A 15006-nucleotide genomic window follows, 5' to 3' on the forward strand; every position below is an offset into this window, starting at 1 on the left:
ATCATTCATCAACTCTAGCAGCAAATTCCCTTTCTACAACGCCATAACTACCTCTTTCCGAAAGAGAAACCAACATATTGAGAAACAGTGAGGTAGTTTGAATCTCTACAGCAAACATTCCTGACTCCTTCCCCTCACAACAGCTAACGCCTAACCCAACACCCCCCGCACAAAATCGATAAAGCTCCGCAGTTTGGGTGTCAGCCTCGGATCCGGCGCATACAACAGATTCATCGGCGAAACCGGCACCTTGTACTGCGGCAGCAGACTCACCAGCGTTCCGCTCCTCAGCGAATCCTTGACCAGCTCCAGCGGCAACATCACCACCCCCAGACCCGCCACTGCTCCGGACAGTAACGGATCGCCCTGATTAATCGTCAATCGGCTTTTAATCGGCACGTCGATGCAGCCTTCCGGGCCTTCGAATCGCAGGTGTGAGCGGCCGTCCGAATAGGCGAACGCCAGGCATTCATGTTCCTGAAGGTCCCAAGGCGTGGTGATCGGTGGGCGGCGTGCGAGGTAGGACGGCGCTGCGCACAGCACCATTTGATAGGGCATCAGCGGCAGTGCCTTCAGGCCGCAGTCGGCGAGTTCGCCGATGCGGAACACCGCGTCGTACCCGCCGTCCACCAGGTCGACCAGTTCGTTCGACAGCGTCAGGTCCACCGACACTTGCGGATAGCGAACCATGTACTCAAGCAGCTTCGGCGACAGTGAACTGACGCCGAACGTGACGGGCGCGTTGATCCGTAGTCGGCCGCTCGGTACGCCTCGGGTCACGGCGGCCATTTCTTCGGCGGCGTCCATGTCGGCCAGAATCAGCTTCGCCCGCTGATAGAACGTGCGGCTGAAATCGGTGAGGCTTTGCTTGCGGGTGGTACGGTTGAGCAGCGAAACGCCCAGATGCTGCTCTAGCATTTTCACCTGCTTGCCGACCATTTGCGGGGACAGGTTGAGTTCGTCCGCCACAGCGCTGAAGGAGCCTAGCTCCACCGCTTTGACGAAGGTGGCCATGAGTGTGAGGCGATCCATTGGAAACTCGTTGTTTCTAGTGTTGCGCCATCCTAGGCCTTTATCCGGAGCAGGCCAAAGCCTAAATTGGCGTCCATGGCACCAGATCACGCCGGTGCAATTCCATTGATAACCGAGGAAGTACAGATGGCACGCATTGTCAGGATTCATGAATACGGTGACGCGAGCGTCCTGAAACTGGAAAACGTCGACGTCGCGGCACCCGCAGCGGACGAAGTGCAAATCGAGGTCAAAGCCTTTGGTCTGAATCGCGCCGAAGTGATGTTCCGCAATCACGCCTATTTGCAGGAAGCAGAGTTTCCCAGCCGTCTCGGCTACGAGGCTGCCGGTGTGGTGGTGGCGGTCGGCGCCAACGCCAGCGAATTCAAGATCGGCGATGCCGTCAGCCTGATTCCGCCGCTGGACATCGCGCGCTGGGGCACTTACGGCGAGCTGGCCAACGTGCCCGCCCACCTCACCGTCAAACATCCACAGAACCTGTCGTTTGAACAAGCGGCGGCGTCCTGGATGCAATACGTCACCGCGTGGGGTGCACTGGTCGAACAGGCCAAATTGCAAAAGGACGATTTCGTGATCGTCACCGCCGCCTCCAGCAGCGTTGGGCTGGCAGCTTTCCAGATCGCCAAAATGGTCGGCGCCACCTCGATTGCCGTCACCCGGACCCGCGCCAAGAAACAGGCCTTGCTCGACGCCGGCGCCGCACATGTGATCGTCAGCGACGAAGAAGACATGGTTGCAGCGGTCATGGCGCTGACCGACGGCAAAGGCGCGCGAGTGGTGTTCGATCCGGTGGGCGGCCCGTCGTTCGAACCGCTGACCCAAAGCATGGCGCGCGGCGGCATCCTGCTGGAATACGGCGCACTGAGCCCGGAACCGACGCCGTTCCCGCTGTTCACCGTGCTGGGCAAATGCCTGACGCTCAAGGGTTACCTCTACACAGAGATCGTCTCCGACCCGGCCATCCTGGCGCGCGCCAAGGCTTTCATCGACGACGGGCTGGCATCGGGTGCGCTGCAACCGATCATTGCCAGGACATTTGCCCTGGATGACATTCAGGAAGCGCATCGCTTTCTTGAAGCCAATCAGCAGGTCGGGAAGATTGTCGTCACGGTTTGAGGTGACGAGCCCCCCTGCTCTGCTGTTTGCGGTAGAAACGACGAAAGCCTGCTTTTTTCAAAGCAGGCTTTCGTCTATCCGGCATCCGGTTATTTCTGATGCGCCGTCAGCGCCGCATAACCATTCATCAAGTTGCGGTAGTTCGGGATGCGCTGGGACAGCAGGTTACCCAGGCCTTCAATGTCGTTGCGCCAGTCGCGATGCAGTTCGCAGGCGACCGAGAACCAGTTCATCATCTGTGCGCCGGCCTGCGTCATGCGGTTCCACGCGGCTTGCTGCACGGTGGTGTTGAAGGTGCCGGAAGCGTCGGTCACCACGAACACATCAAACCCTTCCGCCAGCGCCGACAGGGTCGGGAACGCTACGCACACATCGGTCACGACACCGGCAATGATGATCTGCTTGCGGCCGGTGGCCTTGATCGCCTTGACGAAGTCTTCGTTGTCCCAGGCGTTGATCTGGCCTGGGCGGGCGATGTACGGCGCGTCCGGGAACATTTCCTTGAGTTCCGGCACCAGCGGGCCGTTCGGGCCTTGTTCGAAGCTGGTGGTGAGGATGGTCGGCAACTCGAAGAACTTGGCCAGATCAGCCAGCGCCAATACGTTGTTCTTGAACTCGTTTGGCGAGAAGTCCTGAACCAGAGAAATCAGACCGGTCTGGTGGTCGACCAGCAGAACCACGGCGTCGTCTTTGTTCAGGCGGTTGTAGGTTGGAGTGCTCATGTGTGAATCCCTTTTTAGTTGTGGAAGTGCGTTTGCGTTCAAGATGGGCACAGATTACTGACTCGCCTGAAAGCGATAAATCGTCTGAAAAGCGTTTCACCGTCAACCCAAAAGGGACAATCCACTCAAACTGCCAGGCAGTTCACACAGCCAGCCCGACCTTCGCGCCTATCCTTGTCATAATGCTCACCCGCTCAGAACGACCTCCAGGGAAATGTTGATGCCCGGACGCAACACGCAAGCGCCCACACCAGATGAAGCACCGCGCGCGCCCCGCAAAGGCGTGAAGGCCGGCTCGACCTTTCGGCTGACCGTCAGTTTCATGCTGATGGTGGTCGTGGCCTTTCTGGCGGTCGAGAGCTGGCGGACGTGGCGTGACTATCGTTCGGTGTTTGCTGCCGCGCGTGATTCGGTGACCAACCTCGCCCGCGCCACTGCGCAACACGCCGAGGACACCATCCGCCAGGTCGATGTGCTGACCGCCGGGCTGGCCGAGCGGGTCGAAGGTGATGGTTTGCAAAACCTCGATGTGGCGCGGATTCACAAGCTGCTCATCCAGCAATCGAAAATCATGCCGCAACTGCACGGCCTGTTCATCTACGGCCCGGACGGCCATTGGATCGTGACCGACAAGGAGGTCACGCCCGAGACGGCCAACAACGCCGACCGTGATTATTTCCAGTACCACCGCACCCATGAAGACCGGCGCGTGCGCATCGGTCAGGTGGTGGAAAGTCGTTCCACCCATGACCTGATCATTCCGATTTCGCGGCGTTTGAATAACCCCGACGGCTCGTTCGCCGGCGTACTGCTGGGGACGGTCAAGGTCAGTTATTTCGTCGACTACTACGGTGATTTCCGCATCGATGACAAAGGTGCGCTGGTGCTGGCGATGCGCGACGGCACGATCCTTGTGCGCCGGCCGTTCATTGCCTCGGTGGTCGGCAAAAGCCTGGCGAACAGCGAGATCTTCAAGACCTACCTGCCCAGCTCCAACCAGGGCATCGCCCAGATCAGGGCCGTGGTCGACGACACTGAGCGCCTTTACGGCTATCGCGCCCTGACCACTTACCCGCTGGTGGTCGAGGCGGGTTTGTCCCGGGATTCCATCATTGCACCTTGGCGCCAGGACCTGCTGAAAAACGGCTTCGTGCTGGTGTTCCTGATTCTGGTGCTAGCCTGTTTCGGGCTCATCGTGCTGAGCCAGTTGCGCCAGCGGATCGCGATGGAACGGGAGATCCGCTCCGCGCACAAAACGATGCGCGACATGGCGCTGACCGACAGCCTCACCGGTCTGGGCAACCGTCGGCGCTTGGACGCCGCACTGGCGGATGAGATTCGTCTGGCCCGACGTCAGGGCTCGTCGCTGTCGTTGATCATGCTCGATGTCGACTACTTCAAGCGCTACAACGACCAGTACGGCCATGCCGCCGGCGATGACTGCCTGATCGCGGTCGGCGACGGCATCCGGAAAGCGGTCAAGCGGCCTTCGGATCTGGCCGTGCGCTACGGTGGCGAAGAGTTCACCGTGCTGCTGCCCAACACCGACAGCGCCGGGGCAATTCAGGTGGCCGAAGATATTCTGCAGACCATTCGTTCGCTGGAGCTTGAACATGCCGGGCATCCGCTGGGGTATGTCACTGCGAGTGCCGGGATCACCACGCGTTATCCGGTTGACGATGCGGTGACCCCGGCCACTTTGCTCAAGGCGGCCGATACTTGTCTGTATCAGGCCAAGCAGCAAGGGCGGAATCGCTGGTGCTCGGCGCAGGCATCCCGGCAAATCCAGCCGATTGCGGCGATGCCGCGTACGGATCGCTGAGCGAGCCCGCGCTTCACGATTTATTTACCGGCTCAACCTTGGAATCGGCCCACACTCCCTCATATCAAGGAACATCTGCGACCCATTAGAGAGGAAGGACATGCCATGACCACTCAAACCGAAACTGCCATTCTCGCCGGCGGCTGCTTCTGGGGCATGCAGGATCTGCTGCGCCGCTACCCCGGCGTGCTGCAGACGCGGGTCGGTTATTCCGGCGGCGATGTGCCGAACGCCACTTACCGCAACCATGGCAATCACGCCGAAGCCATCGAAATCGTCTTCGATCCTGCCGTGATCAGCTATCGGCAGATCCTCGAGTTTTTCTTTCAGATCCACGATCCGAGCACGCCCAACCGTCAGGGCAACGACCTCGGCCCGAGCTATCGTTCGGCGATCTATTACCTGAACGAGCAGCAACGCGATATCGCCGAAGACACTGCGGCTGATGTCGACGCGTCAGGCCTGTGGCCAGGCCGGGTGGTCACTGAAATCGAACCAGCGGGACCTTTCTGGGAAGCGGAACCGGAGCATCAGGACTATCTCGAGCGCATTCCGAATGGCTACACCTGCCACTTCATTCGCCCGAACTGGAAGCTGCCGAAACGCGGTTGAGGCCAAGCGGAGGCAGGTGCAACTTCGTCGCGTTGCGCCTGCCTTCTTTCTCTGGTGCGGTCCCGCGATCGAATAGCGCCCATGCCCTCCACTCTCATCAGCCTCCTAACCTGGCTTGCCCTTGTAACGCCTGCCCAGGCTGACACCTGCCCTGCCGGCGAAAAACAAGTGTGCCTCGACAGCTGCATTTGCCTGCCGGACCCGGGGCGTCTGTCTGAAGACCTCTTCCAGATCGCCGCACCCGCTCTGGCAATGGGCTTGACCCAGGCCCACGCCGAAGCCGCCAGCACCGACATCAAACCGATTCCGCCGCACATTCGGGAGCAACTGCTGCGCTGGTATGACGCCGGTGTCCTCGATGCCGTGCACTACAAAGTCACCAACGACGGCCAATACAACGCCGCCACGGCCATCCTGCAAAACCCGGATGTCGGCGCAGTGACGCTGATCGACATCATCCTGTTTCGCGATGCTGAAACCGCAGAGCAGAACATTGCGCTCTGGGCGCACGAACTGAAGCACGTGCAGCAGTTCCAGGAATGGGGAGTCGACGGTTTTGCTCAGCGCTACACGCAGGATTTCAATGCGGTCGAGGCGCCGGCCTATGCGATTCAGGGCGAGGTCAGACGATGGTTACGAGCAGGCGCTGAGTGATCGAGCATTCTCCGGTCAAAGCGCCTTGCGCATGAACACCCGAGCAAAGCCATCTTCCGTGGCGCGATGGGTTTCGAGATAGCCGAGCTTTTTGTAGATCTCGATGTTTTCGGTCATCCGTTCGTGGGTGTACAACCGCACCGCCGCCAGCCCTTTGCCACGCGCGTGTTTTTCGCAGAACGCCATCAGCACCTTCCCCAGACCCTTGCCCTTGTGCCCAGCTGAAACGGCGACGTTGACCAGAAGCAGCTCGGTGTCTTCAGGGCTCATGACCAGCACGCCGACAACCTCGTCGTTGTCGGTCAGGACAAACGTCTCATTGTCCTGCAGCACCTGTCGGTAATCCTCCAGCATCGGCGCAGGTTTTCTGCCGATTCTGGCGATGTAGGGCGTGTAGGCGTCAGTGACGAGTGCGGTGATGCACTCGGCATCCTGAGGTTCAGCGCGGCGGATGGTCTGCACGATGGGGCTCCGATCGAATGTCAGGCATGCCGCCGATAGTCCCACAGTTCACGCCTGCGACACACCTACGCCTTGCCCACCGAAACCGCCGCCCTCGCCTGCCCATGCTGCCGCGTGGTCACCAGCCCGATAAAGGAAATCGCCAGCGCCAGCCCAATAGTCGACGTCACTTCCAGACGATGCTCGGGCGTCACCATCATCACCGCGAGCGCGGCGCAGATGAAGACGATCACCAACCACGTCAGCCACGGAAACAGCCACATGCGAAACGTCAGCTCGACGTTCTGCCGACGCAACATCCGGCGCATGCGCAATTGCGAAACCGCGATCACCAGATACACCAGCAACGCAATCGCGCCGGAACTGGCGAGCAGAAACTGGAACAGCCCGGCGGGCATGAAATAGCTGAACAGCGTCACCCCGGCACCGATCACGGTGCTGGCAATCACCGCCGCCCTCGGCACGCCCGCAGCGGAGGTCACCTTCAGCGGTTGCGGAGCGTCGCCGCGACGACCCAGCGAGAACAGCATCCGCGAGGAAATGTAGATCGAGGAGTTCATGCAACTGGCCACCGCGATCAGCACGACCACATCGACCAGGAATTTGGCGTTGGGAACGTTCATCAGCTCCAGCGCGCGCTGGTAAGAGCCGACGGACGCCAGCAGCGGATCGTTCCAGGGCACCACAGAAATGACCACGAAAATCGACAGCAGATAAAACACGCCGATGCGCCAGATCACCGAGCGCGTGGCCTTGGCGATGTTCTGCGCCGGGTTGCTCGATTCGGCGGCCGCGATGGTCACCGCTTCCGTCCCGATAAAACTGAACATGATGGTGATGAAAGCCCCGACCACGGCAGACAAACCATTCGGAGCGAACCCGCCGTGCTCTTCCATCAACCGGCTCAAACCGCTGGCCTCACGTTCCGGAATCCAGCCCATCAACACCGCAAAACCCAGCCCGATAAACCCGATGATCGCCACCACCTTGGCCATCGCAAACCAGAACTCGAACTCGCCGTACTTGGACACGCTGAACAGGTTGGTCACCACCAGCAAAATGATCGACAACAGTGCGAACAACCACGCATCGACCTGAGGAAACCACTGATTCAAGACATGCCCGGCGGCCAGCGCTTCGATCGGAATGACCAGCACCCAAAACCACCAATACAACCAACCGATGGTGAACCCCGCCCAGCGCCCGATGGCCTGATCGGCATAGGTGGAAAACGATCCCGTGTCCGGATGGGCCACGGCCATTTCACCGAGCATGCGCATGACCAGCACGACCAGCAGACCGGAGAAGAGATAAGCGAGCAAGACGGCCGGGCCGGCGGCGGCAATGGCGTGACCGGAGCCGACAAACAGCCCCGCACCGATGATGCCGGCAATGGAAAGCATGGTGACATGACGCGGCTTGAAGCCCTGCGCCAACTGACCGTTCGAGTCCTTCGAGTTCAGGCTATTCATTGTTTTTGTTGTTCTCTGGTGATCGACGTTTGGGCGTACTGACGACGTGTCAGGCGATCATCATTTCTTCCTCTTGCCCTGCTCCAGAGCGGCGCACCTCAAGCGCTGCAGCGTTACAAATCGGTCGGACGACGACGCAGGGCGATGAAATGATGCGTCACCTTACGTGCCCGGCGTTGATCGCAAATAGCCTGGGAGCGGCATGGGGGCGTCTGATTTCGACATGGCGAATAGCGTTCGGGCCCGTTCGAGAGCGCCTTCACAAAATTAAAAAAGGGGACTGATTTATTTAGGAAAAATAGATCAGTCCCCTTTTTCTGGCCGGTATCACCCCTTGGTCAGATCAACCAACGGTGTCTGCCGCACCTCGGTCTCCCGCCCGCCCTGAATATCGCTCACCTGCTTCAAGGCCTTATCCACCGCCGCCTTATCCGCCAACAAGCTGTAGCTGATGCGGAACTGCTTGTGTTCCTTCGGCCCGATGGTGGGCACCAGGTTCAGTGGCCGCTGATAACGGCGGTTGTAGGAAAAACTCGTCCCAGGTTCCAGCCCGGTGACATAACCCTGGCCTTGGGTATCGGTGTTCTTCCACAGGGAAAACACCGGCAATGTCTGCGTATTGAAGCCGACCGAAACACCCAGACTGCCCGCCTTGTTATGCAACACGGTCAACGTATCGCCCTTGGCATCGGCATACGGCACCACGTTGTAAACCGTTTCGTCGTAGTCCTTGGTCGGTGCGCGGTAGGTTTGCCATTCAGCCAAATCGCCCTTGGCCTTGTCGTTGAACGGCGACACCTGTTTCACCGGCGCAGCGAAACGAGCGCCTTGCTCCAGGAACGGGGTGCTGAAGTTGCTGTGGTACAGCGCCTGGTATTCCTTCGGATAGTCACCGTTGTTGGTCAGGGTGTCGTTAAGGGCGAACACTACGCTGCCGGGCTCGGTGACCAGTTCGGTGGCGACGGAGAAGTCGACTTTCTTGAACGCCTGCTCTTTCAGTTCACCGCGCAGGGTGATGGCGTACGGTGGCGTTTCATCGATGTGCAGGGTGACTTTGTTCGCAGGAATGTTGGCGGCCCGGCCATGCAGGGTCAGCAGTTCGCCGTTGTCGACGCCGGGGTGGCCGACCCATTCGTATCCGCAGCGGGTCACCAGCTCGTTGAACCCCTCCAGCCAGCCCAGACCACCGCGGCCATTGAGTTCGATGAAGGACGGATTGACCACTTCCTTGACCGGCGAATCCCAGCCCATACGCACATCGCCGACCGAGGCCTGCAAGACGTTCATTCCCCGCGTCGGCACCACCGAGAGTTTCATCGTGCCGTTATCGATGTCGACAATGCTGACGCCCTCCTGCCGACCGCCATGCAAGGTGCGCAGGCTGACGCTGAAGGGTTTGTCGGTTTTCACGCCGAGTTGCTGGCTGGTGATCTGCCAGTTCTGAGCGGCTTTGTCGGTGTCGAGCAGAACGTAATCCCAGGCCATGGCGTGGGAGGCAGCGGACAGTGCGCTGAGGGCAACAACGAGTTTGAGCGGGGTCATGGGAGCAGCCTTTCTTGGAGTTGTGCCTTTTTTATAAACCTGCTGAAACGTTTCATCAAGCTTAAAAAGCGGCATGTGCTGGTAGGCGCCAAGAAAGAATGGGGATGGACAGGAAAATTGAAATTGATGTGATCGCGTTATCCCTCAGACGGGAGTCCGCTTTTTTCAGGAGCGGCATGGACGTCTGATTTCGACATGGCAAGCGGCGTGTTTAAGCGTTTTTCGAATGGTGTTTAGAAACGCCCGGCATTACTTCCTCACGGCTACAGCGTCTTGCGTCATTGCCTACGACTACGCCAGAATCCGCCGGCTTGTGCGTCTGGGGTGCGGGTTTTATCGTTTCCGAGTCACTGAAAAACAGTGATCGGGTTTGGTAGCCCGCAGCGCTGACGCATCGCGTCACCTCATGCAGTTGCATTCATGCGACTGGATTTATGGTGGCCATGCTCAGGGCTTCTTCGGAAGCGCCGGTTCCAGTGCTCCGGTCTACCAACCTGCGTATGGTCGCCACCCCTCGTTTGGTAGCGAGAGTGGATGACTCCCCTTTAATAAGTGCTGGAGATTCATCTATGTTCAAACCAACACCGAACCCTCCCGAAACCGATCCGGTTTCTCCCTACAAATTTCCCGACTCCCGAACCCTTAATGAAGCGGCCGAGCGCGCGCTTGATCATTACCTCACACCGCAGCAACGGATCATGGGCAGTCACCACAAACACGATCCCATGTACATGGCAAATCCGGCCTACAACACTGAATCCCTCTTGGCCAACGCCAGCGAATCACTGGGCTCGGCCAGCGAAATGCTCAACAACTTCGCTGCGACGCTGGAGCCTGCCCATCGCAAGACTGCGATCGGGATTGCGCAGTTGGTGATGTTGAGTGAGTTGGCGGTGAATCAGGCGTTGGATCATGTTGAGGTGAAGACCTAAACGCTAGCCCTCTGCGACTGGATAGTACGCATCGACAGAGGGAATGAGCGTTGCCAATAGCTGCCATGGTAAATGGCAGCTATTGGCCAAAAAGAGACAGTGGACATTACCCACGCCAAGGCGCTAGCGTCAGCCCCTTCAATGTGAGGGCTACAACATGGACGCTATTGCCGATCTACTCAAATGAACACCATCGCCGTTGCGTCGTGCAACTCTGGCAAACCGTTTTCGGCTACGAAACCGCGCACAACACTCCCAGCCTTGCCATCGACAAAAAACTGGCCGCAGAGGATGGCCTTTTCTTTGTTGCCCTGTCAGGAAATGAAGTTGTTGGCACCGTTCTCGCCGGATACGACGGCCATCGTGGATGGTTGTATTCGGTGGCGGTGCACCCGTCGCACCGCAGAAAAGGCATAGGGATGAATCTGGTCCGTCATGCAGAGGGGGCTTTGACGGCGCGAGGCTGCATGAAAATCAATCTGCAAATCGTCAGCTCAAATGAAAGTGTCAAAGCCTTTTATGAGTCTCTGGGCTACTCGACCGAACCCCGCATCAGCATGGGGAAGAAGATCGAGTCGAATATAGTGGTGCCTGAAGAGAAGCCCATTTTCAGTAAGGAGTAATAAAAGGGGCCTGATTCATTTCAGGAAAATAAATCAGTCCCCTTTTTCCACAAACAAAGGATCACGACAGGCAAAGATTAAGATCTCTCGATTCCGGAGAATCTTATTATTCCTATATATTTCTCACAATTGAGTTCTCTATGAGATAACGACGCCCATGCCTCGCACCTGCATATTCCAAAACGCCAAGAATATTTCCTCTTAGTGGTTCCCGTGAATTTACTAGTAGTGGTAATAATCGTTCTGTAATGAAGCTCTCGGTAGCTACCGATCCAAGTAGATTGCTGCCTGTCCAACGATCACTTTTTTCTCGAGACAATTCTGCCAGCAAGAATGAGATAGCCTCGCTATCAAAATCATCGGTTGTCACGTCCATCCTTTGAATAATAAACTTAAAGATCAACGGGCGAAAATCAGATCCGCAATTAAACTCTTTCAAAAAATCAGTTTTAGCCTGACTGTCAATATGGCTACCTAAAACGTCACCTAGTTTAGTCAAAAGCCAATAATTGTCCCCCTCATTAAATAAATCTCGCATCCACTCCAACCACCAAGTGACGTCCCCAAGCTCAAGAACGCCTAGATTATTTGTATGCACGGGAATAGAATCGCCAAGTAGCGCGTTGGTTAATCGTGCATCCTTCAGCTGAAGAAGCTTAACAAACAGTAATTCACGCCCAAGCCAATCTATATCGATTCTTGCGATAAGAGAAAAAGACATCGCCTCGCGCTCTGTACTATCAAGAGTCGCGATCCTCTCCAGTTCAAAAAAAACAGCATCCATATCACCTAATTTAGCGCAATGGAGCAACGTGGCTTTTAATAATCCTTCCTTACTCAGTGCTTCTTCTTTATAAAATTCCGCAATATCCGGGCGCGCGAAGCAGAGTGCTTTTATAGCGTCAACGACCCAAAATTCTTCTATCAACTCTTGAAGGCGAGCAGCATGATGACAGTTAAATTCGTCCCAGCGAATGCAGTCATCGTCGTCAGCAAACACTGCAATTTTAGCTATGACCGAAGCAGCATCATCAATACCTTTCAGCAATAAGTCTCCTGCGACCAATAAGGCTTCTGTAGAAATATGTTCACCGAGCGCACTACATAGTAGTTTCATCCGATGCTGACCTCCTACTAAATTTTCGCCCCCGATAGAAAAAGAACGCAGCAAAGTTGGCATATCTAACTTTGCCAAAATATCCCCAACTGCCATGTTAAATCCACCGAAGACTTCCTCATCAATTTCAGGATTTAATTCAATCTCGTGTTGTATTGAGTCAGAAAAACCACTTATTACTAAAAAATCTTCTTCAGTAATATACGGAGCAAGGGCGTCTGCCGCCCTCATGCAAAAATTAAAATCTTCTTTCCGGTCGTACAGCATTTGCAGAACTTCCTGCTTTACATCCGCCCCTCTTATTGAGAGTAGTAAACAAACGGCAGAGCCTCCCAACACATCTCCAAAGTCAATAAAGTCTCGAATTATAGACTCGTGCACTTCCGAAACATGAACTACGAAGTCAAGTGCGTGCTCAATTTTATAACTTAACTCATTTCCACTATTTTTTAAATTATATAGTTCTCCAAGCATCGCCAAAACAACTTCGTCACGCCCGGTTTCTATGTATTTCGAAGCGTTAATTGCAAGAGACATATCGGCTTTCACAACGTCTTCTATAAATTCTTTCGCTTGGGGGCCAGGAAGGAAGCTCAATGCCAGAAACAGCCCCTGATCCCATCTTCTTAGGGCTAGTTTTTCTTTCAACTCTCGGGAGTCCGCCAAATAACGTCTAGCTAGTTCCGTGGCAGCCAAATACTCAGTGACAGATTGATGAATAAAGCCAATTCTACCTTTCGAATAGGGAATTAATATAGTCTCCGATACAAGCCAATTGATTACCTCCAATGGGGTTACATTGCTACCCGTTGGAAGAAACGAGCTCAATTCACTTACCAAAATCGAGATCGCGAATGCTTCTGTACCGTTGTCGAGCGCAGCATAGGCTGCGCTTGAGAGTGCGTGTTCAATATCGAAGTTAAATTTAAACTTAAGCAAAAATGAACGATTGACATTTTCAAACAAGCACTTATAGAAATCCCTTGGGTGCGCCTCGTCAGGTAAGTCTATTTGCCCGGAAAGAATGTGCTGGAAGTAGAACGGCCTTTGAATTAATCGAAGTACTTCATTACTAAATCTTCCTTCAAAATTAATCCCTAAACGTAGGAGTTCTCTGTCTACAGCCTTCCTTTCTATATAATTTAGTCGGAAGCATGGGAGCTCTAAACGAGACAGTCCATCGGTAGTTCTTGAACCGATTACTAGCGAAGACTGGCCGATCTCTGTAATGAACGCCAAAAAATCAGCCTCATAAGAACCGTTCTCCAGATACTCCCGAGGCATTTCGTTAAAGGAGTCGATAAATATCTTCACTCTGTATGACTTAATTAAATCTTGAAAAGGCAAGCTCTCTGGCAGAACCTGACTAACCAAAGCGCCAAGATCACCTTTATAAAGTTTTAAGTCGACAACAATTGGCACAAGGATGTTTTCTTTCTTGAATGAATTTGAAAGACACATCTCATTGAGCTGATCTGCTAACCTAGCCGCGGCCCGACGAATAGAGTACGTTTTTCCAGCACCAGGCAATCCCGTCAGCACCAAACGTTCTGGTCCAGCATCAAGAAGTTTTTCAACCAAACCATGATCAAAACGCTGAGCCGCAGTCGCAGCCAGTTTTCTTCGACCACCATCAATATTTACACGAATTGGAAACTCAGGAACACATTCAGAATACCTACCCAACACTGCTGCATGTCGAGCTAAAGCAAGCAGCACATCGGCAGAGTTGGGGTTAAATGTTGAACTAATTTGCGTATCAGGAACTTCTAAGAACGTGTCTAGCAAGGAAAGCAGTTGAGTATGGTCTCTTGATCCGTCCGCTCGCGCTACGGTGTTATAGCCAATAAGATGAATCCCGTAGTTCCTTCTCCAATAGTCAACTTCTTGATCCTGCACATCCGCCATGATTGCATAATGATCACGAACCCCTCCCTTATAAGTATTAGCCAGCAAATCTCTTACATATATAAAGTCAGGATCGCGAAGACCAAATCCTAAATACAAGACAGGTCTGCTTGCGAGAAGTAGCTTTACAGATTCCAAAGCAGATTGATTTTCACCCTGAGGCAACAATCGCCTATATTGTTCTCTTGTTAAAATTATACTTTCACTGTCTGCAGCATCACCATGCGGCTTAAATATAAAATCTATCGCCCTGGCATGTACAATTTCCGCTGTTTCAGTCAGCTGTCTATTTGTGACGGGCGGACGATAAAACCTATTCGGCTGCCATTCTCTTAAGCTTTGCTCAATTAGATCATCATAATTCGTAGTGATAAAGCATCGTGGACCTAGCGATACAATTTTACGGTGAATTTCATGAGGTCTCGCTCGGCCATATCGGCAAGTCTCTCGTATAAACTCACCAATTTGTTGCTTTGTCAATTTGTCGAAGCCATAGCTTGCCGCCTGCAACAAATCGCCCTTTTTCGCCTCTGCCCTAACTAAATCCGCGCCGCCCGTCCCTCGCTCCAGAAACTTTGCTAGATCCTCAATCATCCCCGACCAAGTTGGCAGTCCAGACCATAACGACACCCCAGATCCAATAAATATAATCGTGTCTGATTGCGCAAGTATGTTTTTTAGATTTATCATGATTTTTAATAATCATCGATTTCAAATTCTTGTTAATCTTGCGATCAACAAAAACTTGGTGGCTATTTATCACTCAGCACTCAGAAAGTTTCTTGATGCTGAACGCTCCGGACTTGCCTAATATCATTCTAATCTTAAATACAAAATTGACCAGAAAATTGATTCCGCTCTGTCTGTGTTCCACATTGATCACAAAAATCCATCGTGACTCAAAAGTAAACTCGTGCATAGTGTGTAATGTTCATCTGGTTACGATTTCGCGGCAGACGAAACCTAAGTATTGAAGCCCCCGAATTGCTTAA

Annotated in this window: 11 protein-coding genes and 1 pseudogene; 6 read left to right on the top strand and 6 right to left on the bottom strand. The window is 54.4% G+C overall.

Translation table 11 applies throughout. The annotated features are described in order from the left end of the window. Window positions 1–150: 150 nt before the first annotated feature. The gene (locus AC1RT4_RS24125) at window positions 151–1032 is read right to left on the bottom strand and encodes a LysR family transcriptional regulator (RefSeq protein ID WP_493088394.1); all 882 of its coding nucleotides are present in this window, start codon (window positions 1030–1032) and stop codon (window positions 151–153) included. A gap of 126 nt (window positions 1033–1158) precedes the next feature. Here AC1RT4_RS24125 and AC1RT4_RS24130 point away from each other — a divergent pair, with 126 nt between their 5' ends. Continuing rightward, window positions 1159–2148 (top strand): zinc-dependent alcohol dehydrogenase family protein, encoded by a 990-nt coding sequence (locus AC1RT4_RS24130; RefSeq protein WP_493088396.1) that lies wholly within the window; start codon window positions 1159–1161, stop codon window positions 2146–2148. Between the two features lie 89 nt (window positions 2149–2237). Here the strand turns inward: AC1RT4_RS24130 and ycaC are convergent, their stop codons facing one another. Next, a complete protein-coding gene (gene ycaC / locus AC1RT4_RS24135) occupies window positions 2238–2870 on the bottom strand; it encodes an isochorismate family cysteine hydrolase YcaC (RefSeq protein WP_007958138.1) in 633 nt (210 codons plus the stop codon). A gap of 220 nt (window positions 2871–3090) precedes the next feature. On the opposite strand from ycaC, the gene AC1RT4_RS24140 reads away from it, so the two are divergent. The 3 genes from AC1RT4_RS24140 to AC1RT4_RS24150 all read left to right on the top strand — a co-directional run bounded on the left by AC1RT4_RS24140 (window position 3091) and on the right by AC1RT4_RS24150 (window position 5958). After that, window positions 3091–4692, top strand: a complete 1602-nt coding sequence (locus AC1RT4_RS24140; RefSeq protein WP_493088398.1) for a sensor domain-containing diguanylate cyclase — start codon at window positions 3091–3093, stop codon at window positions 4690–4692. 105 nt (window positions 4693–4797) lie between these two features. Next, window positions 4798–5304 carry a peptide-methionine (S)-S-oxide reductase MsrA gene (gene msrA, locus AC1RT4_RS24145; RefSeq protein WP_221399463.1) on the top strand — a complete coding sequence of 169 codons (507 nt, stop codon included), beginning with the start codon at window positions 4798–4800 and terminating at the stop codon, window positions 5302–5304. Between the two features lie 81 nt (window positions 5305–5385). After that, on the top strand, window positions 5386–5958 hold the full coding sequence (locus tag AC1RT4_RS24150) for an eCIS core domain-containing protein (RefSeq protein WP_493088401.1): 573 nt from the start codon (window positions 5386–5388) through the stop codon (window positions 5956–5958). Window positions 5959–5973: 15 nt separating this feature from the next. On the opposite strand, the gene AC1RT4_RS24155 is transcribed toward AC1RT4_RS24150, so the two are convergent. The 3 genes from AC1RT4_RS24155 to AC1RT4_RS24165 form a co-directional block, all read right to left on the bottom strand. Further along, window positions 5974–6420 (bottom strand): GNAT family N-acetyltransferase, encoded by a 447-nt coding sequence (locus AC1RT4_RS24155; protein WP_493088403.1) that lies wholly within the window; start codon window positions 6418–6420, stop codon window positions 5974–5976. 65 nt (window positions 6421–6485) lie between these two features. Further along, on the bottom strand, window positions 6486–7892 hold the full coding sequence (gene gabP / locus AC1RT4_RS24160) for a GABA permease (protein ID WP_493088405.1): 1407 nt from the start codon (window positions 7890–7892) through the stop codon (window positions 6486–6488). 327 nt (window positions 7893–8219) lie between these two features. After that, window positions 8220–9434 (bottom strand): aldose 1-epimerase family protein, encoded by a 1215-nt coding sequence (locus AC1RT4_RS24165; protein ID WP_011333719.1) that lies wholly within the window; start codon window positions 9432–9434, stop codon window positions 8220–8222. A gap of 569 nt (window positions 9435–10003) precedes the next feature. On the opposite strand from AC1RT4_RS24165, the gene AC1RT4_RS24170 reads away from it, so the two are divergent. Together AC1RT4_RS24170 and AC1RT4_RS24175 are read left to right on the top strand one after the other, a co-directional pair. After that, window positions 10004–10366 (top strand): DUF6124 family protein, encoded by a 363-nt coding sequence (locus tag AC1RT4_RS24170; RefSeq protein WP_007958158.1) that lies wholly within the window; start codon window positions 10004–10006, stop codon window positions 10364–10366. A gap of 176 nt (window positions 10367–10542) precedes the next feature. Further along, window positions 10543–10989, top strand: a pseudogene (locus AC1RT4_RS24175) (GNAT family acetyltransferase); the annotation flags it as partial. A 112-nt stretch (window positions 10990–11101) separates the two neighbouring features. On the opposite strand, the gene AC1RT4_RS24180 reads toward AC1RT4_RS24175, so the two are convergent. Further along, the gene (locus tag AC1RT4_RS24180) at window positions 11102–14704 is read right to left on the bottom strand and encodes an SIR2 family protein (RefSeq protein ID WP_493088408.1); all 3603 of its coding nucleotides are present in this window, start codon (window positions 14702–14704) and stop codon (window positions 11102–11104) included. Window positions 14705–15006: the final 302 nt, after the last annotated feature.

The sequence above is a fragment of the Pseudomonas sp. GW821-FHT11D10 genome, assembly GCF_058808435.1.